This window comes from Clavibacter michiganensis subsp. insidiosus, assembly GCF_002240565.1.
GTDB classification, from domain to species: Bacteria; Actinomycetota; Actinomycetes; order Actinomycetales; family Microbacteriaceae; genus Clavibacter; species Clavibacter insidiosus.
In genome coordinates this window covers 2,671,574-2,694,091 of record NZ_MZMO01000001.1, presented here as the reverse complement: position 1 = coordinate 2,694,091, position 22,518 = coordinate 2,671,574, and the positions used below count along the sequence as shown (strand labels likewise).

The window sequence follows — 22,518 nt, the reverse complement described above, 5'->3', positions numbered from 1 at the left end:
CGGCGATGCGGATCAGTAGCGCCACTGGGACGCCTACTGACCCGACTGCGTGGCCCGCGCGCACGCACACCAGTGCCCCGCAGTGTTGTCCGTCACGAGGGCGGATGCGAGCCTTCGATGACCGTGGGTGTGGTGGGGGCCGCCCCGCGGGACGCACGGCTGCGCCCCACGAGCGCGGCCGGCCATGCAATCGAGGGGAACGCACATGGCTCTACACATGCCCAGCCGCAGAAGCAGGCTGGCGACCGCGACGGCCTTCGGGCTCGCCGCGGCGATCGTCGCGTTCGGGGGCACCGCGCCCGCGAACGCCGCACAGGGAGACACGGCGGAGGCCGAAGGCCAGCTGCTGACGTTCTCCGGCACCCCGGACCTGTCCGGGCTGGTGGCGCTCTCGGGCGCCTACGCCGGATACGCGCCCGGCGACACCCCGGACCCGCAGGTGGACGCGAGCGACATCGACGCCGACGTCCTGAGCGGCGTGCTCTCCGCGCAGATCGCCGCGGGCGTCCAGCTCGGCGACGTGCTCACGCTCGACCAGGCGGTCGCGGGCGGCGCGGCCGACCAGTTCGCCTCGGCGGGCTCGGCCGGCGCGACGGGATCCGCGGGCGTCCTCACCGACTCCGGGGCCATCGCCCTCAACACGGGCACCGACGACGCCGTGGCGCTCGACCTCGCGCCCCTGCTCGCGTCGCGGGGCCTCGCCGGCGTCGCGTCGGACGCGGACATCTCCCTCGGCGCGGTCTCCGCGACCGCTACGGATCCCGGTGACGGCGCGGTCGTCCGGGACTACCGCATCGCCTCCGCGGACGCCACCATCGTCAGCCCGCTCGTCGGCGCGCTCGCCGACGACGTCAACGGCGCCGTGCAGCAGCTCGCGCCGGGAGCGACGGCCCAGGTCGCGCTCTCCGCGGACGTCGACGGCATCCTCACCGGCGTCGTCGGCCCCCTCCTCACCGGCGTCGTGGACATCGCGACCCCCACCGGGAACATCGTCACCACGGTGGACACGGCCGCGGCCGTACGAGCCGTGCTGGCCGAGCCCCTGACTAGCGACGGCGTGACCGTCGACCTCGACGCGGGCACGGTCACGCTCGACATCGCCCAGTACATCCAGGCCACCGAGGGCGCGACCCTCAACGACCTCGACCCGAACACGGAGCTGCTGTCCGCGCCCGTGCTCGCCGGCGTCGTCAGCGGCCTGCTCAGCGACGCCCTCCCGGCAGCTGTGCTCGAGGCGACCCTCGACGCGACGCGCGTGGTCGTGAACGTGGACGCGGGCGTCCGCCTGCTCAACGGGCTGGGCGTCGCCGTCCCCGTCGGCACCGTGAGCATCGACATCGACACGACGCTGGCCAACCTCCTCAACCCCACGGGGCCGGGGAACGAGGCGCCGGACATCGACGTCGCGACGACCGTGCTGCTGCTCGACGCCGGTGCGCTCGTGCAGCCGCTCGTGGACCAGCTCCTCCCGTCCATCCGGACGTCGACGGGCAACCTGCTCGAGCTGAGCGACGTCACGGCCGTGACGACCCCGCTCATCGGATCCCTCGCGCCCGCTGTCGACGCTCTCGCGGACGTCGTGCAGCTGACGGCGAACGTGCAGGGTGCGAGCGAGTTCGAGGACCCGGAGGCAGCCGACGCGACCGGGGACGCCGTCACGGCGCTCCGCATCGCGCTGCTCCCCGTGGTGGGCGGCCCGGTCCTCGACCTGGCCACCGCCCGGGTGCGCGCCGTCGTCCCCGCGGCCGACGACGTGGTGATCCAGGCGCCGGCTGAGGGGCAGCTCGTCCCGCTCCCCGCAGGCGCGACCACCGTGGCGGTCCCCGTCACGGGTATCGCCGACCCCGACGCCACCGTCACGCTCAGCGTCGACGGCGGTGCCGAGTCGCAGCCGGTCGACGTCGACGCAGACGGGACGTTCGCCCTCACGACCGCGGCCCTGCCCGCCGGGACCTACACGGCGACGGTGACCCAGACCATCGGCGGCGCGCCCGCGGGATCCGACACCGTGACCTTCGTGGTCGGTGCACCGCTCGCGACGCTCACGATCACGACGCCGACGCCCGGTCAGATCCTCCTGACGACGCCTACCGACCCGACGTTCGACGTGCCCATTGAGGGCGCGGCGGACCCGCGCGCGGACGTCACGGTGACGATCCCCGGCCAGGCCCCGCAGACCGAGCCGGTCGGGACCGACGGGCTCTACGACGTGGTCTTCCCCGATCTCGGCACCGGCACCTACACGGCGACGGTGACGCAGCAGTTCGGCGGCGTCCAGACGACGGAGACGGTGACCTTCACGGTCGGCGCCCCGGCCGCCGAGATCACCATCACCTCGCCGGACGACGACGACCTGATCCTCAGCGCCGGCGCCGTGCCGACGGCCGACGTCCCCGTGACCGGCGCCGCCGACCCGCGTGCCAGCGTGACGGTGACCATCCCCGGCCAGGACCCGCAGACCGAGCTCGTCGGTGACGACGGGATCTACGACGTGCTGTTCGCCGACCTCCCGGTCGGCACGTACACGGCGACCGCGACCCAGTCGATCGGCGGCGTCGCCGCCGGCACGGAGACGGTGACCTTCTCGGTCGTCGCACCCGCGGTCGCCGTGGTCATCGACGCCCCGACCGACGGGCAGGACTTCCAGGTCCCGGCCGGCGGGAACGCGGTGGACGTGACCGTGAACGGCAGCGCGGATCCGCGTGGATCCGTGCTCATCGCGGTGACGGGCCAGACCCCGATCACGCAGGTGGTCGGAGACGACGGGCGCTTCGAGGCGACGTTCCCCGGTCTTACGGCGGCGGGCTACACCGTCACCGTGACGCAGACCGTGGCCGGCACCCTCGCGGGCAGCGACACGGCTGACTTCACCGTCTCCGTCGCCGGCGTCGACCAGGTCGTCATCGAGACCCCCGGGGACGGCGACTTCATCCCGCTGCCCGACGGGGACACCACCGTCGCCGTCCCGGTGACGGGCACGGCCGACCCCGACGCCACCGTCACCCTGACGGTCGGCGACGTGACGACCGGTCCGGCCGAGGTGGACGACGACGGCGACTTCACGCTGACGACGCCCGGCCTGCCCTCGGGCACCTACACGGGCACCGTCACGCAGACGATCGGCGGCGTCGCCGTCGGCACCGACACCGTGACCTTCACGGTCGGCGTGCCGGTGGTCATCGACTCGCCGTTCGACTTCCAGACCTTCCCGCTCGGCGGCGGGGCGACCACCCGGGACGTGCCCGTCTCCGGCACGGCCGACCCACTGGGCACGGTGACGGTTTCCATCGTGGGGCTCGACCCGATCACCACGGAGGTGGACGAGGACGGGAACTACTCGGTGACGTTCTTCGGCCTGGAGCGCGGATCCTACGAGGCGATCGCGACCCAGACCATCGGCGGCGCTCCTGCCGGCGACGCGACGGTCGAGTTCGACGTCGGCGTGGACGGCGAGGAGGGCACCGACTCCGACGCCGTGGCCGCGGTCGACGTGGACGGCGACGGCACGGACGGCACCGACGGCGGCGTGGACGCGGATGGCGGCACGGATGCCGACGCGGTCGACGCCGACGGCGCCGCGGATGCCGCTGGCGCGGACGCGACCGATGCCGCCGGTGCGGACGCGACCGATGCCGCTGGCACTGACGCCACGGACGCTGCCGGTGCGGACGCGACGGATGCTGCCGGGACGGACGCGACGGACGCTGCTGGCGCCGACGCGACCGACGCTGCTGGCACCGACGCGACGGATGCTGCTGGTACTGATGCGACGGATGCCGCTGGCACCGATGCGACGGACGCTGCGGGCACAGACGCGACTGATGCTGCTGGTACGGACGCGACGGATGCTGCTGGTGCGGACGCGACGGATGCTGCTGGCGCCGACGCGACCGACGCTGCTGGCACCGACGCGACGGATGCTGCTGGTACTGATGCGACGGATGCCGCTGGCACCGATGCGACGGACGCTGCGGGCACAGACGCGACTGATGCTGCTGGTACGGACGCGACGGATGCTGCTGGTGCGGACGCGGCTGATGCTGCTGGTGCGGACGCGACGGATGCTGCTGGTGCGGACGCGACGGATGCCGCTGGTGCCGATGCGACGGATGCTGCCGGTACGGACGCGACGGACGCTGCGGGTACGGACGCGACGGACGCTGCCGGTACGGACGCGACCGATGCCGCTGGTACCGACGCGACCGATGCCGATGCCGCTGGTACCGACGCGACCGATGCCGCTGGTACGGACGCGGCTGATGCTGCTGGTACGGACGCGACGGATGCCGCTGGTGCCGATGCGACGGATGCTGCTGGTACGGACGCGACGGATGCCGCTGGTGCCGATGCGACGGATGCTGCTGGTACGGACGCGACGGATGCCGCTGGTGCCGATGCGACGGACGCTGCGGGTACGGACGCGGCTGATGCTGCTGGTACGGACGCGACGGATGCCGCTGGTACGGACGCGGCTGATGCTGCTGGTACGGACGCGACGGATGCCGCTGGTGCCGATGCGACGGACGCTGCGGGTACAGACGCGACGGACGCTGCCGGTACGGACGCGACGGATGCCGCTGGTACGGACGCGGCTGATGCTGCTGGTACGGACGCGACGGATGCCGCTGGTACCGACGCGACTGATGCTGCCGGTACGGACGCGACGGATGCCGCTGGTGCCGATGCGACGGACGCTGCGGGTACGGACGCGACGGACGCTGCCGGTACGGACGCGACCGATGCCGCTGGTACCGACGCGACCGATGCCGATGCCGATGCCGCGGGTGCGGACGCGGCTGATGCTGCCGGCGCGGACGCGACGGATGCCGCTGGCACCGACGCGACCGATGCCGCTGGCACCGACGCGGCCGACGCCACGGACGCCGCCGACGCGACCGACGGATCCACCGACGGGGGCGACGCACCCACCCGGGCCGTCGTCCGCTTCGCGGAGATCGTTCGCGGGAGCGGTTCGATGCAGATGGTCGACGCCTCCGGGTTCATCCCCGGTGAGACGCTCAACGCGACGGTGTTCTCCACGCCGAAGCCGCTGACGCCGATGGTCGCGGATGCCGATGGACGCGCGACCTTCATGTTCGAGATCGGCCCGGACTTCGAGCTCGGGGACCACCGGGTCGAGGTGATCGGTGTCGACTCGGGCATGGCCGACGAGATGATCACGCGGTTCCGGGTCGTCGGATCCACCGTCCCGGCGGGCCAGCCCGGCACGCCGATCAGCGGCGGGTACAGCGGCGGGTACGGCGGCGGGATCCTCCCGGTCACGGGCGGCGACGGCGACGGGATGCTGCTGCTCGGCGGCATCGCGCTCCTGATGATGCTGACCGGCGCCGGTGCCCTGCACCGCGGCCGCAACCGACGGGCGTAATCCGCTCGAGCTGAGCGCGTGGAGGGCGGGCGGTCCGGCGAGAGCCGGGCCGCCCGCCGGATCCGCTCCACGGGCACGACCCGCTCGACCCGCTCGACCCGCACGACGAAGACCCACCGGACGCACGAGGGGGACGGCGCACGATGACCGACACGACCCACGACCACGACGTCGCCCACGAGGTCGACGACGACTCCCCGTCGTCGGCCCCGCCACCCGCCGATCCCGCCCCGCCCGCGGACCCCACCACTCCCGGCCTCACGCGCGGCGCCCGCATCGGCACCGCCATCGCGGCCGTCGTCGTCGCGATCTACGTGGCGACCTCGATCCTCATGGTCGTCCCGCAGAGCGACGCCACCCGCGCGCTCACCGCCGCGGCGCGCCCCTACTTCAGCCAGCAGTGGAACGTGTTCGCCCCCTCGATCCAGAAGACGAACCGCTACCTCGAGATGCAGGCCCAGTGGCGCGACGACTCGGGCGCCCTCGTGAAGAGCGAGTGGGTGGACATCACGCGCGCCGAGTACGCGGCGGGGGAGGGGCGGATCCAGTCCTCGCGGACCGTGAAGCAGAGCGCGAACCTGCTCAAGATCTACACGGAGCGCTTCCGGGGGCTCACGCCCGAGCAGCAGGTGATCGTGCAGGACACCTTCATCCGCCGCGCCGACACCGACTCCGGGTTCGCGGCCAAGACGGCCGTCTCCCTGATCGACCAGCTCTCCGCGCTCGACGAGGGGAGCCGCGGTCGCGTGATCACGATGCTCCGCGCCGACTACGTGCTCAAGGAGTTCACGACCTACTGGTCGACGGCCTGGTTCGGTCGCGACATCGAGCGCGTGCGCTGGCGCGTGGCGACCGAGCGTCCCAACGACTTCGCCCACCGGTCCGACGACCAGCAGCAGTTCGCCCCCTCGACGCGCACCTTCGGGTGGCGCGAGGCCGACGACGTGATCGACCCCCAGGCGCTCAGCGTCTACCAGGGGATCGTGGAGAGGTACGCACGATGAGCGCGAGGACGCACGAGCCCACGTCGACGCCGAAGGCCGCGCCCACGGGATCCTGGGCGGGCCGCACCCGGACCGTCCGCCCCGCCCCCTCCGCGCGCGCCGCCCGCGTGCGCCGACTGCTGCAGGACCGCGAGCTGCTCACGGCGCTCCGGGACCCGCGCGGCTGGCCCCGCGGCGTCGCCACCTGGACGACCGAGCGCGAGCACGCCACCTTCAGCTTCGCCGCGCTCCGCATCACGCTCGGCGCCGTGATCCTGATGGTGCTCGTCACGTGCTTCGCCGACCGCCACTACCTGTGGGGCGTCGGATCCCGGTTCATCGACCCCGAGGCGTCCCGCCGCGGCTGGCTTCCCGTCTTCACCGGCCTCTTCTCGAAGACCGACGCCACGCTCTTCGACCTCGCGTACCTCGTGCTCGTGGTGCTCGCCGCGCTCTTCACGCTCGGCTGGCGCACGCGCATCGTGACCCCGTTCCTCCTCTTCTGGATCGGCCTGTCCACCAACAGCACGCTGCTCACCAACGGCGGCGACACGGTCCTGCGCATCACCCTCTTCTTCGTCCTCTTCGCCGACCTGTCGCGGCACCTGTCGCTGGACGCGGTCCGGCGGCGCCGCGAGCGCGAGGCGGGCGCGCCCCGCCGCTCACCGGGTCGCCACGTCGAGGCGGTGCGGTCGCTCGTCGACCGGATCCCGCGGCTCGTGCGCGTGCTCCTGCACAACACCGCGCTGGTGCTCTGCGCGTACCAGATCATGCTCGTGTACGTGAACTCCGCGATCCTCAAGCTGCAGGGGCCGGAGTGGCGCGACGGATCCGCCACCTACTACTCGCTGCTCATCGAGGGCTACCGGCCGTGGCCGTGGCTGAGCGACCTGGTGGCGCAGGCGAGCGTCGGCGTGGTGCTGGCGAGCTTCGTCGCGGTCGCCTTCCAGGGCCTGTTCCCGCTGCTCATCCTGTGGCGGCCGACGCGCGTCGTCGCGCTCGTGGTCATCACGGGAATGCACGTCATGATCGGGATCCTGCTCGGCCTCTGGCCTTTCTCCCTCGCGATGATCGCGCTCGACTTCCTCTTCATCCGGGACGCGACGTGGCGCGAGGGGCTCGCGCTCGCCCGCCGCGTCCGCGCGGAGGCGCCCAGCCGGATCCGCGAGCTGCGCGCGCGCCGCTCCTCCCCAGCCGCGCCCGCCGAGGTCCCGGCCGAGACCTGACGCCGGGCGGCCGGGCGGTCGGGGGTGCCCGGTATCCTGAGGCTCGTGGTCACCGCCCTGTATCGCCGTTATCGGCCAGAGAACTTCGCCGAGCTCATCGGCCAGACGCAGGTAACGGATCCGCTGCGCACCGCGCTCCGCACCAACCGCGTCAACCACGCGTACCTGTTCAGCGGCCCGCGCGGCTGCGGCAAGACCACATCGGCCCGCATCCTCGCGCGCTGCCTCAACTGCGCCGAAGGCCCCACCGACACCCCGTGCGGCGTCTGCCCCAGCTGCGTCGAGCTCAGCCGCGACGGCAGCGGATCCCTCGACGTGGTCGAGATCGACGCCGCGAGCCACAACGGCGTCGACGACGCGCGCGACATCCGCGAGCGCGCGGTCTTCGCGCCGGCGCGCGACCGCTACAAGATCTTCATCCTCGACGAGGCGCACATGGTCACGCCGCAGGGCTTCAACGCGCTGCTGAAGATCGTGGAGGAGCCGCCGGAGCACGTGAAGTTCATCTTCGCCACGACGGAGCCCGACAAGGTCATCGGCACCATCCGCTCCCGCACGCACCACTACCCCTTCCGCCTCGTGCCGCCCGCGCAGATGCTCGACTACGTGGAGCACCTCGCGCGGGAGGAGAGCGTCCAGGTGGCGCCCGGCGTCCTGCCGCTCGTGGTCCGCGCCGGCGGGGGATCGGTGCGCGACACCCTGTCCCTGCTCGACCAGCTCATCGCGGGCTCGGAGGACGAGAGCGTGGAGTACGAGCGCGCGGTCGCCCTGCTCGGCTACACGCACGCGGCGCTGCTCGACGAGGTCATCGACGCGGTCGCTGGGCACGACGCGGCCGCCGCGTTCGCGGGGGTCGACCGGGTCATCCAGACCGGCCAGGATCCGCGCCGCTTCGTGGAGGACCTCCTCGAGCGCCTGCGCAACCTCATCATCGTCGGCGCCACCTCCGCCGAGGGCGCCGCGGCCGTGCTGCGCGGCACACCGGAGGACGAGCTCGAGCGCATGCGCGCGCAGGCCGTGGCCTTCGGCGCCGTCGAGCTGTCCCGCGCCGCCGACGTGGTCAACGCCGCCCTCACCGAGATGACCGGCGCCACCTCGCCGCGCCTCCACCTCGAGCTGCTGGTCGCGCGCGTGCTGGTGCCCGCCAGCGACGACACGCACCGCGGCGCCCTCGCCCGGGTCGAGCGCCTCGAGCGCCGGGTCGGCGTCGCCGATGCGGCGGCGGATCCGGCGCCCGCCGCGGCCGCCACGGCTCCCGCGGCGGCTCCGACACCCGCGCCCGCGGCGGCTCCCGCTCCGGTCGCGCCGCCGGCCCCCCTGGCCGCGCCCGTGCCAGCCGCGGCTCCCGATCCGGCCCGCGTCGCGACGCCGACGGAGACCGGCTCCGCCGCGTCGCCTGCGGCACCGCCGGCGTCCGCTCCCGTCGAGCCGTCCCCGGCCGCGTCGTCGTCGGGGCCGAGCGCTCCCTCCGCGGGGGCGCCGTCGGCACCCGTGCCGGCCGCGCCCGTCGGGCCGGTCACGTTCGAGCAGCTCCGCGACTCCTGGCCGTCGGTCGTCGAGGCCGTCGAGAAGGCCAAGCGCAGCGCCTGGCTCGTCGCCGTCACAGCCACGCCACGCGCCCTCGCCGACGACGTGCTCACCCTGTCCTTCATCAGCGCGAACGACGCGGAGAGGTTCAAGGAGCGCGGCGCCCCGGGCCAGGGCGTCAGCGACATCCTGCGCACCGCCATCCTCGACGTGCTCGGCGTCCGCGTGAAGTTCATCGCGCGCGTCGAGCCGCACGGGGGCACTTCCGCTCCCACGGGCACCGCGGCCCCGAGCGGCGGCGGATCCGGGTCGCCCGCTCCCGACGCCTCCGGCCCGACGACGACCCGCGCGACGACGGCCGGCCCGCGCCCGGAGGCCGGGGGCCCCACCGCGTCGTCCGTCCCCGCCGCTCCGTCGGCGTCGGCGGTTCCGTCGGCGTCGGCGTCGGCGGCCCCGTCCGCGAAGGCGGGCCCGCCTGCGAGCCCGGCGAGGCCCGCGAAGACCACCCCGCCCGCGAAGACGGCCCCGGTCGGCGGCGGGTGGGCCACCGTGGCCATCCCCACGTCCGACCCCGGCGCGTCCGAGGCCCCCGCCTCCCGTCCCGAACGCTCCACGCCCGCGGCCCCGGCGGTCCCGCCGACGGCACCGGCCGCCGCCCCGCGCACCGCCGCCCCGAGCTCGCCCGCGCGCGGATCGTCGATCGTGCCCGACGCCCACGTGCCCGACTTCGAGGAGCCCGAGCCCGACGAGTTCGGCCCCGCCGAGCCCGGCTGGGCCACCGGTGGCGCGTCGCCCGACTCGGCACCGCCCGTCGCCCGATCCGTTTCCGTGCAGCAGCCGCCGGCTGCCGCCCCCGGATCCGCTCCTCGGCCGGACACGGCGCCCGCCGCCGCGAGGTCCGCGCCGCCCGCCGCCGCGGCATCCGCGGCGCCCCAGCGCTACGGCGAGTCCGTCGTCCGCGAGATCCTGCAGGCGAGCTTCATCGAGGAGAAGCCCGTCGAGCGGAAGGCCCGCCCCACCATCCGCCCCACAGGTCAGGACTAGCGCCGCATGTACGAGGGAATCGTCCAGGAGCTGATCGACGAGCTCGGCCGCCTGCCGGGCATCGGCCCGAAGTCCGCCCAGCGCATCGCGTTCCACATCCTCCAGACCGAGACGTTCGACGTGTCGCGCCTGGCCGAGGTGCTCACGGTGGTCCGCGACAAGGTGCGCTTCTGCGCCATCTGCGGCAACGTCAGCGAGGAGGAGACCTGCGGCATCTGCCGGGATCCCCGTCGCAGCCCCGCCACCATCTGCGTGGTCGAGGAGGCCAAGGACGTCGTCGCCATCGAGCGCACGCGCGAGTTCCGCGGCCTCTACCATGTCCTCGGCGGGGCCATCAGCCCCATCGACGGCATCGGACCGGACGACCTCCGCATCCGCCAGCTCATGCAGCGCCTCGCCGACGCGACGGTCACCGAGGTCATCATCGCCACGGACCCGAACCTGGAGGGCGAGGCGACCGCCACCTACCTCTCGCGGCTGCTCGCCACCTTCGACATCCGCGTCACGCGTCTCGCCTCCGGCCTCCCCGTCGGCGGCGACCTCGAGTACGCCGACGAGGTCACCCTCGGCCGCGCCTTCGAGGGCCGGCGCCTCGTGGGGGAGTGACCGGAGCGCACCGCGTCACGCGGCGGATCCTCCGATGCCGCGCCCATATGATCGTGAACCGGGCCGCCCGCGCCCACCCGAACCCCAGGAGTCGCCCGTGAGCCTCATCGTGCAGAAGTTCGGCGGATCGTCGGTGGCCGATGCCGAGAGCATCAAGCGCGTCGCGAAGCGCATCGTCGCCACCCGCAAGGCCGGCAACGACGTGGTCGTCGCCGTCTCCGCCATGGGCGACTCGACGGACGAGCTGCTCGACCTGGCCCACGAGGTCACCCCCATCCCCGCGCCGCGCGAGCTCGACATGCTCCTCACCGCGGGCGAGCGCATCTCGATGGCGCTGCTCGCGATGGCCATCAAGAGCATGGGCTATGACGCGCGCTCCTTCACGGGCAGCCAGGCCGGCATGATCACCGACGCCCAGCACGGCGCCGCCCGCATCGTCGACGTCACGCCCGGCCGCGTCCGCGACGCGCTCGGCGAGGGCGCCATCGCCATCGTCGCCGGGTTCCAGGGCTTCAACCGCGGCACGGGCGACATCACCACGCTCGGCCGCGGCGGATCCGACACCACGGCCGTCGCGCTCGCCGCAGCCCTCGGCGCCGACGTCTGCGAGATCTACACCGACGTCGACGGCATCTTCACGGCCGACCCGCGCGTCGTGCCGCTCGCCCGCAAGATCGACCGGATCACGAGCGAGGAGATGCTCGAGCTCGCGGCGTCCGGCGCGAAGGTCCTCTACATCCGCGCCGTCGAGTACGCCCGCCGGCACGGCGTCCTGCTGCACGTCCGTTCCTCGTTCACGCACAACGAGGGCACCATCGTCTACAACCCCACGGATGGAGAGAATGTGGAAGAGCCCGTCATCGTCGGCGTCGCCGCCGACCTCAGCGAGGCCAAGGTCACGGTGGTCGGCGTCCCCGACGTGCCGGGCAAGGCCGCGCAGATCTTCACCATCGTCGCCAAGACCGGCGCCAACATCGACATGATCGTGCAGAACGTGTCGGCCGCCGCCACGAGCCTCACCGACATCTCGTTCACGCTCCCGAAGTCGGACGCGCAGCGCGTCCTCACGGTGCTCGCCGCCGAGAAGGACGAGGTCGGGTTCACCGGCCTCCAGCACGACGACCAGATCGGCAAGCTCGCGCTCGTCGGCGCCGGCATGCGCACCAACGCGGGCGTCTCGGCGCAGCTGTTCACCGCGCTGTCGGAGGCCGGCATCAACATCGAGATGATCTCCACCAGCGAGATCCGCATCTCGGTCGTCACGCGCGCCGACACCCTCGACGAGGCCGTGCGCGTCGTCCACCACGCGTTCGGGCTCGACGCGGACGACGTCGCCGTCGTCCACGCCGGCACCGGCCGCTGACCCGCACCCGCCCGACCCGCACGCCCGCGCACCGCAGGAGGAGACACCCGTGACCGACACCGCACCCGCCGGATCCGCCGCCCCCGCCTCACAGACCCCCGGCCTCCGCGTCGGCGTCGTCGGCGCCACCGGACAGGTCGGCGCCGTCATGCGCCGCCTCCTCGAGGAGCGCGCGTTCCCCGTCGCCGAGATCCGCTTCTTCGCCTCGGCCCGCTCCGCCGGCACGACGCTGCCGTTCGCCGACCGCGACATCACCGTGGAGGACGCGGCGACGGCCGATCCCACGGGCCTCGACATCGCGCTCTTCTCCGCGGGCGCCACCACCTCGCGCGCGCAGGCACCGCGCTTCGCCGAGGCGGGCGTGCTCGTCATCGACAACTCCAGCGCCTGGCGCATGGACCCCGAGGTGCCGCTCGTCGTCTCCGAGGTCAACCCGGAGGCCATCGACGACGCCCGTCGCGGCATCATCGCGAACCCGAACTGCACCACCATGGCCGCGATGCCCGTCCTCAAGGTGCTGCACGAGGAGGCCGGTCTCACCCGCCTCGTCGTGAGCACGTACCAGGCCGTCTCCGGATCCGGCCTCGTCGGCGCCGAGGAGCTCGCGGGCCAGGCCGAGGCCGCCGTCGCCGCGGGCCCGGAAGCCCTGCGCCGCCTCGTCCACGACGGCCGCGCAGTCGAGCTCCCCGCGCCCGCCGTGTACCAGCGCCCCATCGCCTTCGACGTGATCCCGCTCGCCGGCAGCATCGTCGACGACGGCCTCTTCGAGACCGACGAGGAGAAGAAGCTCCGCAACGAGAGCCGCAAGATCCTGGGGCTCCCCGACCTCCTCGTCAGCGGCACGTGCGTGCGCGTCCCCGTCTTCACCGGCCACTCGCTCTCCGTCAACGCCGAGTTCGCGTCGCCGCTGAGCGTCGCCCGCGCGATCGAGCTCCTCGCCACGGCGCCCGGCGTCGAGCTGTCCGACATCCCCACCCCGCTCCAGGCCGCCGGCACCGACCCCAGCTACGTCGGCCGCATCCGCGCCGACGAGGGCGCACCCGAGGGCCGCGGCCTCGCCCTCTTCATCAGCAACGACAACCTCCGCAAGGGCGCCGCGCTCAACGCCGTGCAGATCGCCGAGGTCGTCGCGGCCCGCCGCTGACCCCTCCCCGTCAGCGCTCGTGAGGGTCGCCGTACCACCGCCGGCGGCCCCGAGAGGGCGCGGGAGGGCGGGCGTACACTGATCCGGTGAGTGATACAGCGGAACCGGTAGACGTCGTCCTCGTCGGCGGGGGCATCATGAGCGCGACGCTCGGCACCCTCATCAAGCAGCTCGAACCCGACTGGACCATCCAGATATTCGAGCGCCTCGGCGAGGTGGCCATGGAGTCGAGCAACCCGTGGAACAACGCGGGCACGGGCCACGCCGCCCTCTGCGAGCTGAACTACACGCCGGAGAAGGACGGGAAGATCGAGATCGGGTCCGCGACCCGCATCAACGAGCAGTTCCAGCTCTCCCGCCAGTTCTGGGCGCACCTCGTCACGGCGGGTGCCGTGCCGGAGCCCAAGGAGTTCATCAACCCCACCCCGCACATGACCTTCGTGCGCGGCCAGGAGAACGCCGAGTACCTCCGCCGCCGCTTCGACGCGATGCGCGCCCACCCCCTCTTCGAGGCGATGGAGTACACGGAGGACCCCGCGGTCATCCACTCCTGGGCACCGCTCCTCGTGCTCCAGCGCGAGAAGGACGAGGTCATCGCGGCCACGCGCTTCGAGGGCGGCACCGACGTCGACTTCGGCGCGCTCACGAACAAGCTCATCGACTACCTCACGGAGCACGGCGCGGCCCTGCACCTCAACCACGAGGTCCGCAGCCTGTCGAAGAACCCTGACGGCAGCTGGCATCTCCGCGTCCGCAACGACGTCGGCCGCTCCACCGTGGAGGTGGACGCGAGGTTCGTCTTCATCGGCGCGGGCGGCGGCGCGCTGCACCTGCTGCAGAAGTCGGGCATCCCTGAGATCAAGGGCTTCGGCGGGTTCCCCATCAGCGGCGAGTGGTTCCGCACGGACGACCCCGAGATCGTCGCCAAGCACCGGGCGAAGGTCTACGGCAAGGCCGCCATCGGATCCCCGCCCATGTCCGTGCCGCACCTCGACACGCGCGTGGTGGGGGGCGAGACCTCGCTCCTCTTCGGCCCCTACGCCGGCTTCAGCCCGCGCTTCCTCAAGAAGGGCTCGCTGCTCGACCTGTTCACGTCGATCCGGCCGCACAACATCATCCCGATGCTCGCCGTCGCCAAGGACAACCTGAGCCTCATCAAGTACCTCGTCAGCCAGCTCATCGCCTCCAAGGAGACGAAGTTCGACGCGCTCCGCGAGTTCATGCCCACGGCCGACCCGAAGGACTGGTACCAGGTCACCGCCGGCCAGCGCGTGCAGGTCATGAAGAAGGACGCGGAGAAGGGCGGCGTGCTGCAGTTCGGCACCGAGGTCGTCGCGGCGGCCGACGGCAGCATCGCGGGCCTCCTCGGCGCGTCGCCGGGGGCATCCACGGCGGTCCCGATCATGCTCGACGTCCTCGAGCGCTGCTTCCCCGACCGCATCGCCGGGTGGAAGAAGCCGCTGACGCGCATGATCCCCAACTACGGCACGCTCGTCGCGTCGGACCCGAAGAAGACGCCGAAGATCATCCAGGAGACCGCCGAGGTCCTCGAGCTCCAGCTCTGACCGGTCGGGCGGCCGTGCGCGCACGGCCGCCCGACCGCATCCCGCTCGCATCCCGTTCGAATGTGTGTTCGAATGAGCGCATGAGATGGAGCGCGCAGAGGCTGGCCGACGCGAGCGCGGATGCGCTGCCCGGGCTGGCCCGCCTGAGCAACCTGGTGCAGAGCGTGCGCACGCCCGACTTCCAGGGCGTCACCTTCCACGAGGTCCTCGCCAAGTCGGCGCTCAACCGCGTGCCGGGGGAGTCGAAGGCGATGCCGTACGGCTGGACCATCAACCCGTACCGCGGCTGCACGCACGCGTGCGTCTACTGCTTCGCGCGCCCGACGCACGAGTACCTCGACCTCGACGGGGGCCGCGACTTCGACGACCAGATCGTCGTCAAGGTCAACGTCGCCGAGGTGCTGGCCCGGGAGCTCGCGAAGCCCACGTGGACCCACGACGCGGTCGCGCTGGGCACCAACACGGATCCGTACCAGCGGGCCGAGGGCCGCTACGCGCTCATGCCCGGCATCATCGCGGCGCTCGCGTCGTCGGGCACGCCGCTGTCCATCCTCACGAAGGGCACGCTCCTCCGCCGCGACATCCCGCTGCTGCGGGAGGCGTCGGCGTCGGTGCCGGTGGACCTCGCGATGAGCATCGCCGTGCTCGACGACGACCTGCAGCAGTCGGTGGAGCCGGGCACGCCCACGACCGCGGCGCGCCTCGCGACGGTCACGGCGATCCGCGAGGCGGGCCTCGACTGCACCGTCTTCATGATGCCGATCCTCCCCATGCTCACGGATTCCGTCGAGCACCTCGAGCACGCGCTCACGCGCATCCGCGAGGCCGGCGGCACGCGCGTCCTCTACTCCGCGCTCTACCTCAAGCCCGGCGTGAAGGAGTGGTACCTCCAGTGGCTCGAGCGCGAGCGCCCGGATCTCGTGGGCCGCTACCTCGACCTCTACGCGCGCGGTGCGTACGCCCCGCAGGCGTACCGGTCGTGGCTGAAGGCGCGCATGGATCCGCTGGTCCGGCGCCACGGGCTCGGCGGCGGGCGGGTGGATCCGCGCACCGGCGGCGTCCTGTCCCGTGCCGACCTGCCCGGCGTCGAGGCGGCCCGCGCGCCGATGGGCGGCCGGCCGCGTCCCGGCTGGAGCCAGGAGGGCGCGGACAGCCGCGCCACGACGGCACGCGGTCGCGGCAGCTGGACCCAGGCGCCCGCCCCGGGCCCGCTCGTCGCCGCGGCGCTCCCGGCCGCATCCGCGACGCAGGCCACGCTGTTCTGACGACGGAGGAGCGGGGCGCCGAGGTGTCCATTCACGCCCCCGCGTCCCGTCCCGACGCGCCCCCTGGCTAAGGTTCTGGCATGACCACCCTGCGCGAGCCCGGGGCGGGCACGCGCGACGCCTCCCCGCGGTCGTCGCCGCAGCCCGTGCGCGTCGGCGTGCTCATGGGACACGAGTCCGCGCTGGACGAGGTCTGCGCGATCCTCCGCCGCCGGGCTCCCGAGATCGACGTCGTGGTGAGCACGACGGGCTGGCTCCAGCTGGTGCGCTCACCCCGCTTCCCGACGGACGTCGTGGTCGTCGACTACGACCTCGCCGACGCCGTCAGCCTCGAGGGCCGCATCCGCTCCTGCCGCGCGGCGGGTGCCGCCGTCGTGGTGCTGTCGCGGTCGGGCGCCGAGGAGGTCCGTCGCCGCGTGGTCGACGCGGGGGCGGCGGCGCTGTTGACGGGGCCCGTGCCCGCCGCGGACATCGTGGCCGCGGTGCGGGCCGTCGCGGCCGGCGCCGGGGCGCGATCCGCGCAGCGACGGGACGACACGACGCGCCAGGACGAGGGGCACGCGGCGCGCGCCTTCGCGAGCCCCCGCCTCAGCCAGGGCGAGGAGCAGGCCCTCCGCCTCTACGTGACCGGCCGCTCGACGCAGGCCGTCGCCGCGGCCATGAACGTGCAGTACGAGACCGCGAAGACCTACCTCCGTCGCGTCCGCGCGAAGTACCGCCTCGTCGGGAGGGTCGCGGGTCGTCGGTCCGACCTGATCGATCGCGCCACCGAGGACGGCTACCTTCGGTAGATGGCCAAGCTCTACTTCCGTTTCGGCGCGATGAACAGCGGCAAGAGCACCTCGATGCTCCAGGCTGCCTACAACTACGAGGAGCGCGGGCAGCACGTGCTGCTCACGAAGCCCGTGATCGACACCAAGGGCGACCGCGACATCGTGTCGCGCCTCGGCGTCCGTCGCCCGGTGGACTTCCTGCTCGAGCCGGACGCGGACGTCTGGCAGGAGTTCGGGATCCACCGCGAGCGCGTGCTGCAGGAGAAGGGCGGCCCGACGGCGTGCCTCCTCGTGGACGAGGCGCAGTTCCTGCGCGAGTCGCAGGTGGACGACCTGCTGCGGATCGCGATCCTGCAGGACGTCCCGGTCATCGCCTACGGGATCCGCACCGACTTCCAGACGGTGGCGTTCCCCGGCAGCCGGCGGCTGCTGGAGATCGCGCACAGCCTGGAGGAGATGAAGACCATCTGCCGCTGCGGGCGCAAGGCCGTCTTCAACGCGCGCCAGGTCGGCGAGCGGTTCATCTTCGCCGGCGACCAGGTCGCGATCGACGGCGAGGACGTCACGTACATGTCGCTCTGCGGCGCCTGCTACCTCGCGGAGAGCGGGGGAGTGCTCACGAGCGGCCGCCCCGTCGAGGTGGGCGCGTCGACGTTCGGGTACCCCGCCGGCCCCGACGCCGACTTCGCCTGATCCGGCCGCGGGGGACGGGCCGCGACGCGCGTCAGTCGCGCAGGCAGCGGAGGCGACACGCGGTGAGGGCGCCCGTGAGCACGAGGGTGGCGAGCGGCACGAGGGCGACGCGGTCGTCGAGCACGGGGCGGGCCTCCTCCTCGGTGGGCGGGCCCACCGCGGGAGTCCGGGGAGGTGGGTGGCCTGATCCCCAATCCACGCTATCCCGCTCGTCCCGCCGGGAGACCGCCCCAGAAGCTGGGGCGTCATCCACGTGACGTCATTCCCCGCCCCGGGGAACCAGTGCTGGTCCTCGGCTGTGGGAGCATGGGGCTCGGGCGCCGCTGGGGGGCGCTCCATCGACGAGGGGGATCGCCTGTGGAACTGCGTGAGTACATCCGGATCCTGCGACGGTCATGGATCCTGATCCTGTTGGTCCTGCTGCTCGGAGTGGGGGCCGCCGCCGGCTACTCGCTCGTGCAGACGCCCGAGTACCGGGCGTCGTCCAAGGTGTTCGTCTCGACGCAGTCGGCCGGCACCGTGCAGGACCTGAGCCAGGGCAGCACGTTCACGCAGCAGGCGGTCAAGAGCTACGCCGACGTGGTGGCGACGCCCGTCGTGCTCGAGCCGGTCATCGCCCAGCTGGGCCTCGACGCGACGGCGGAGTCGCTCGCGCCGAAGATCACCGCCACCGCGGCGGCCGACACCGTCATCATCCAGATCTCCGTCGAGGACGAGCAGGCCGAGGAGGCCGCCACCATCGCCAACGCGGTGGCCCGGAGCTTCACCGACGTCGTCGCCGAGCTCACGCCGCTCGACGCCAACGGGCAGCCGCAGGTGAAGATCACGACCCTGCAGGAGGCGCGGATCCCGGCATCGCCCGTCTCGCCGCAGGTCCCGCTGAACCTCGCGCTGGGCGGGCTCATCGGGCTCGCGCTCGGCGTGGCCGCGGCCGTGCTGCGCGCCACCCTCGACACCCGGATCCGCGGGGAGCACGACCTGCGCCTCGTCACGCACGCGCCCATCCTCGGCGGCATCGCCTTCGACCCGAAGGCCAAGGAGCGCCCGCTCATCGTGCAGTCGGATCCGCGCAGCCCGCGCGCCGAGTCCTTCCGCAGCCTGCGCACCAACCTGCAGTTCCTCGACTTCGGCGGCCGCGCGCGCAGCTTCGTCATCACGAGCGCGGTCGAGTCGGAGGGCAAGTCCACGACGAGCGCCAACCTCGCCATCGCCCTGAGCGACGCGGGTGCGCGGGTCGCCGTCGTCGACGCCGACCTGCGCCGTCCCAAGCTCGCGTCGTACCTCGGGCTCGAGGGCGCGGTGGGCCTCACCGACGTGCTCATCGGCCGCGCCGAGCTCAAGGACGTCCTGCAGCCGTGGGGCAACCGCAACATGTTCGTGCTGCCGGCGGGCCAGATCCCGCCGAACCCGAGCGAGCTGCTCGGCTCGCGCACCATGGTCACGCTCCTCAAGGAGCTCGAGGCCGAGTTCGACACCGTGCTCATCGACGCGCCGCCGCTGCTGCCCGTCACCGACAGCGCCGTCCTGTCCAAGAGCGCGGGCGGGGCGATCCTCGTGGTGTCGTCCGGTCGCGCGCACCGTGGCCAGGTCCACGCGGCCATCGAGTCGCTGAACAGCGTCGGCGCCGAGGTCCTGGGCGTGGTGCTGACGATGCTCCCCACCAAGGGCCCGGATGCGTACGGCTACGGCCAGTACTGCTACTCCTACGTGCGTCCCGAGAGCTCCGAGAACACGAGCCCCGCCTCTCCCTGACCGACTGCCTGACCCGCCGCCGACCCGTGTCGTCCCGGCGGGCCCCGCGGGGGCCTGTACGATCCGGGTGACACCACCGCTCGACCCGCATCTCCCGATGCGCCGACCGGGCCCTGCTCCACCGGAGGAGCGCGTCCCGGCTCGTCGTCGGGGCGCGGACCGGATCCGGCCGCCCGAGAGGGTGGGCGATCCGCGCGCCGCACGATGCCCGCCACACCGGGAGACACCATGTCGGCTCACGCCGAGGCGCCGCCGCGCCGCCTGCCAGGACGCACGTCCGACCACCGCGCCCCCCGACCCGCGGGAGCGGCTCGTGGCTAGGTCCGCGCCCGATGGGCGGAAGCCGATGGCCGTCACGGGGCGCGCCCGGCGCCGCCGTCCGACGCTCGGCCGCATCATCCCCGGCGTGGGCGTCACCGCCGTGGTCGCCTTCCTCGCCATCGACCTGATCCTCGTCTCGGCCGCGGTGACCCGTACGGGCGGCGGGCCGACCGACGGGGGAACGGCCGCCCCCGCGCCCTCCGCCGCGAGCACCGACGCCGCCGCGACCCCGACGCCCGCGCCGAGCGCCGCACCGACCACGACGGTGGCGGCCCCGACGGTCTTCCTCGCCGCGGGGAACGCCGAGGTCGCGTGGCGCACCACGGGCGGCTCCTGCACGGGCGAGCCCGCCCGCATCCAGACCACCATCGACGAGGGCCGCACCTGGGACACCCGTTCGACGGGCGCATTCGACGCGCGCCGGATCCTCGCGCTGCAGGTGGAGAGCCCGGACGTCGGCAGCGTCGTCGCGGACGTCACGGCGGCATGCACCCGCACCACGCTGCAGAGCTTCACGGGCGGCGAGTTCTGGCGCGACGCGCCCGCGCTCACGGCGACGACGGCGTACGTCGACCCGGCGCAGCCTGGCACGGTGCAGCTCGTCCAGGGTCCCCGGGACGCTCCGTGCGACGACGCCGTCCAGGTCGTCGACAGCGGCCAGGCCGCCGCGGTGCTCTGCGGCTCCGGCGCGCTGCACGTCCGCTCGGGCAGCGGTGACTTCCGGCCGGTCGACGCCCCGGGCGTCCTCGCGCTCGCGCTCGGCACGGACGGCATCCTCACCGCCGGCACCGCCGGATCCTGCGCGGGCACGAGCGTCGGTCGCATCATCCCGGCCTCGGGTGCCGTGAGCGTGCTCGGCTGCGCGGCGGCCGTCCCCACCAGCGGATCCGTGGCCCTGTCCGCGGCGGGTCGCGACGTCTGGCTGCTCACCGGAGACTCCGTCAGCATCTCCGCCGACGGCGGGACCACCTGGTGACCTCTGCGGACGCCGTCGCGCCGTCACGGCGACCCCGCCGGTCCCGACGCCCCTGGACGCGTCGACGCGTCGTGACGGTCGCCGTCGCCGCGATCGCCAGCATCCTCGTGCTCTGGATCGTGTGGGTCGCCGCCCGCGCCCTCCTCGCCCGCGGCGAGCTCGAGCAGGCGGTGCCGCTCGCGTCCTCCGTGCAGCGCGACCTCCTCGCGGGCGACTCCGCCGGGGCCTCCGCGAACGTCGCGCAGCTGCGCGACCACTCCGCGCGCGCGGTGTCGCTCACGGGCGATCCCGTGTGGGCCGTCACCGAGCACGTGCCCTTCGTGGGCCCGAACCTCCGGGCCTTCCGCGAGATCTCCGGCGTCGTCGACCGCATCGGCGAGGACGCGCTGCAGCCCGTGGTCGGCATCGCCGGCACGCTCGACATCGCGAGCCTCACGCCGAAGGACGGGAAGCTCGACCTCGACCCGATCGTGGCCGCGCAGGAGCCCGTCCGCCAGGCGGACGACGCGCTCGACGCGGCGCTGACCGACGTGACGGCCATCGACACCGGCAGCACCATCCGGCCCGTCGCCGACGCGGTCGCGCGCCTGGAGGACACGGTCGGGAAGGCCGCCGAGACGCTGGCCGTCGTGCGCCACGTCACCGACCTCGCGCCCGCCATGCTCGGCGCCGACGGCGACCGGAGCTACCTGCTCATGTTCCAGAACAACGCCGAGGTGCGCTCCACGGGCGGCATCCCCGGCGCGCTCGCGCTCGTCCGCACGGGAGGCGGCGCGTTCTCGCTCGCCGGCCAGGACTCGGCGCGCGCCTTCCCGCGGCTCACGGAGCCGGCCCTGCCCCTGGATCCCCAGACCGCGGGCCTCTACGGCACCATCACCGGCCGATACATGCAGGACGTGACGCTGACGCCCGAGTTCCCCCAAGCCGCTCCGCTCGCCGCCGAGATGTGGCGGCTCAAGCACGGCGACGCGGTCGACGGCGCGATCAGCATCGACCCGGTCGCCCTCTCCTACCTGCTCGAGGCCACCGGCCCCATCACGCTCGCGACCGGCGACGTGCTCCGCTCCGACGACGCCGTCGACCTGCTCCTGCACGACGTGTACCTCCGGTACCCGAACCCGGACGTCCAGGACGCGGTCTTCGCGAGCGTCGCCGACTCGGTGTTCGCGAAGGTCTCCTCGGGCGACGTGGACCCGGCCGCGCTGGTGAAGGCGCTCGGGCACGCGGCCGAGGAGCGCCGCATCCTGATCTGGAACTCGCGCGCCGACGAGCAGGCGACCCTCGCGGGCACCACGTTCCAGGGGTCGCTCCCCACCACCAACGACGAGTCCACGGTCTTCGGCGTGTTCCTCAACGACTCGACCGGCGCGAAGATGGACTACTTCCTCTCGCTGCGGACCACGCTCGCGATGGCCATGTGCCGGGACGACGGCAGGCCGGACTACCGCACCGAGGTGATCCTCGGATCCACGGCCCCGGCCGACGCGGCCTCCCTGCCCTTCGTGGTCACGGGCGGCGGCGTCTACGGCGTGGCCCCCGGCGACATCAAGACACGCGTCGCGGTCTACGGACCACCCGGCACGGTGCCGCTGCGCGTGCACATCGACGGCGAGGAGGCGGCGTTCCAGCCCGAGGTCGTGGGCGGGCGGGCCGTCGCCCAGGTCGAGGTGACGCTGACGCCCGGCCAGGAGGTCCGCATATCCGTGGACACGCTGGGGGACAAAAAGACCGACACGCCGCTCTCGATCGTGACCACCCCGGTAATTGACACGATCGCGACAGAATTCCGTTCCCTGTCCTGCGACGCTTCCCAGTAGTCTCCTCAGTGGGGGAATGATCGACGGCGGACCTGAGTCCGCTAGTGGCCCCTGCGCACCACGAGAAGCTCACACTG

Annotated in this window: 15 protein-coding genes; 14 read left to right on the top strand and 1 reads right to left on the bottom strand. The window is 73.2% G+C overall.

The genetic code is table 11. The annotated features are described in order from the left end of the window. The first annotated feature begins 217 nt into the window (after positions 1 to 217). From B5P21_RS12980 to B5P21_RS12930, 11 genes are all read left to right on the top strand, one after another. Positions 218 to 5,386, top strand: coding sequence for a choice-of-anchor G family protein (locus B5P21_RS12980; RefSeq protein WP_246865293.1), 5,169 nt, complete (start codon positions 218 to 220; stop codon positions 5,384 to 5,386). 143 nt (positions 5,387 to 5,529) lie between these two features. Next, positions 5,530 to 6,390 carry a DUF5819 family protein gene (locus tag B5P21_RS12975; RefSeq protein WP_094171240.1) on the top strand — a complete coding sequence of 287 codons (861 nt, stop codon included), beginning with the start codon at positions 5,530 to 5,532 and terminating at the stop codon, positions 6,388 to 6,390. Then, the gene (locus B5P21_RS12970) at positions 6,387 to 7,595 is read left to right on the top strand and encodes an HTTM domain-containing protein (protein ID WP_094171239.1); all 1,209 of its coding nucleotides are present in this window, start codon (positions 6,387 to 6,389) and stop codon (positions 7,593 to 7,595) included. Before B5P21_RS12975 ends, B5P21_RS12970 begins: the two co-directional genes overlap by 4 nt. Before the next feature lie 45 nt (positions 7,596 to 7,640). Next, the gene (locus tag B5P21_RS12965) at positions 7,641 to 10,166 is read left to right on the top strand and encodes a DNA polymerase III subunit gamma and tau (protein WP_094171238.1); all 2,526 of its coding nucleotides are present in this window, start codon (positions 7,641 to 7,643) and stop codon (positions 10,164 to 10,166) included. Positions 10,167 to 10,172: 6 nt separating this feature from the next. After that, positions 10,173 to 10,772, top strand: a complete 600-nt coding sequence (recR, locus tag B5P21_RS12960) for a recombination mediator RecR (protein ID WP_045529188.1) — start codon at positions 10,173 to 10,175, stop codon at positions 10,770 to 10,772. A gap of 97 nt (positions 10,773 to 10,869) precedes the next feature. Next, positions 10,870 to 12,135 (top strand): aspartate kinase, encoded by a 1,266-nt coding sequence (locus B5P21_RS12955; RefSeq protein ID WP_045529186.1) that lies wholly within the window; start codon positions 10,870 to 10,872, stop codon positions 12,133 to 12,135. A gap of 49 nt (positions 12,136 to 12,184) precedes the next feature. Next, positions 12,185 to 13,279 (top strand): aspartate-semialdehyde dehydrogenase, encoded by a 1,095-nt coding sequence (locus tag B5P21_RS12950; RefSeq protein WP_094171237.1) that lies wholly within the window; start codon positions 12,185 to 12,187, stop codon positions 13,277 to 13,279. An 86-nt stretch (positions 13,280 to 13,365) separates the two neighbouring features. Then, a complete protein-coding gene (locus tag B5P21_RS12945; RefSeq protein ID WP_080939330.1) occupies positions 13,366 to 14,844 on the top strand; it encodes a malate:quinone oxidoreductase in 1,479 nt (492 codons plus the stop codon). An 80-nt stretch (positions 14,845 to 14,924) separates the two neighbouring features. Next, positions 14,925 to 16,109: an Rv2578c family radical SAM protein gene (locus B5P21_RS12940; protein WP_045529180.1), complete on the top strand. Its 1,185-nt coding sequence runs from the start codon at positions 14,925 to 14,927 to the stop codon at positions 16,107 to 16,109. Positions 16,110 to 16,189: 80 nt separating this feature from the next. Beyond that, positions 16,190 to 16,900, top strand: coding sequence for a response regulator transcription factor (locus B5P21_RS12935; protein ID WP_052663228.1), 711 nt, complete (start codon positions 16,190 to 16,192; stop codon positions 16,898 to 16,900). Further along, the gene (locus B5P21_RS12930) at positions 16,901 to 17,575 is read left to right on the top strand and encodes a thymidine kinase (RefSeq protein ID WP_045529178.1); all 675 of its coding nucleotides are present in this window, start codon (positions 16,901 to 16,903) and stop codon (positions 17,573 to 17,575) included. A 31-nt stretch (positions 17,576 to 17,606) separates the two neighbouring features. Here the strand turns inward: B5P21_RS12930 and B5P21_RS17575 are convergent, their stop codons facing one another. Next, positions 17,607 to 17,732: a hypothetical protein gene (locus B5P21_RS17575; protein ID WP_258232018.1), complete on the bottom strand. Its 126-nt coding sequence runs from the start codon at positions 17,730 to 17,732 to the stop codon at positions 17,607 to 17,609. 200 nt (positions 17,733 to 17,932) lie between these two features. Here B5P21_RS17575 and B5P21_RS12925 point away from each other — a divergent pair, with 200 nt between their 5' ends. From B5P21_RS12925 to B5P21_RS12915, 3 genes are all read left to right on the top strand, one after another. Beyond that, positions 17,933 to 19,327: a tyrosine-protein kinase domain-containing protein gene (locus B5P21_RS12925; RefSeq protein WP_094171236.1), complete on the top strand. Its 1,395-nt coding sequence runs from the start codon at positions 17,933 to 17,935 to the stop codon at positions 19,325 to 19,327. 313 nt (positions 19,328 to 19,640) lie between these two features. Then, on the top strand, positions 19,641 to 20,624 hold the full coding sequence (locus B5P21_RS12920) for a hypothetical protein (protein ID WP_236688698.1): 984 nt from the start codon (positions 19,641 to 19,643) through the stop codon (positions 20,622 to 20,624). Between the two features lie 71 nt (positions 20,625 to 20,695). Next, positions 20,696 to 22,441: a DUF4012 domain-containing protein gene (locus B5P21_RS12915; RefSeq protein WP_236688696.1), complete on the top strand. Its 1,746-nt coding sequence runs from the start codon at positions 20,696 to 20,698 to the stop codon at positions 22,439 to 22,441. Positions 22,442 to 22,518 lie beyond the last annotated feature (77 nt).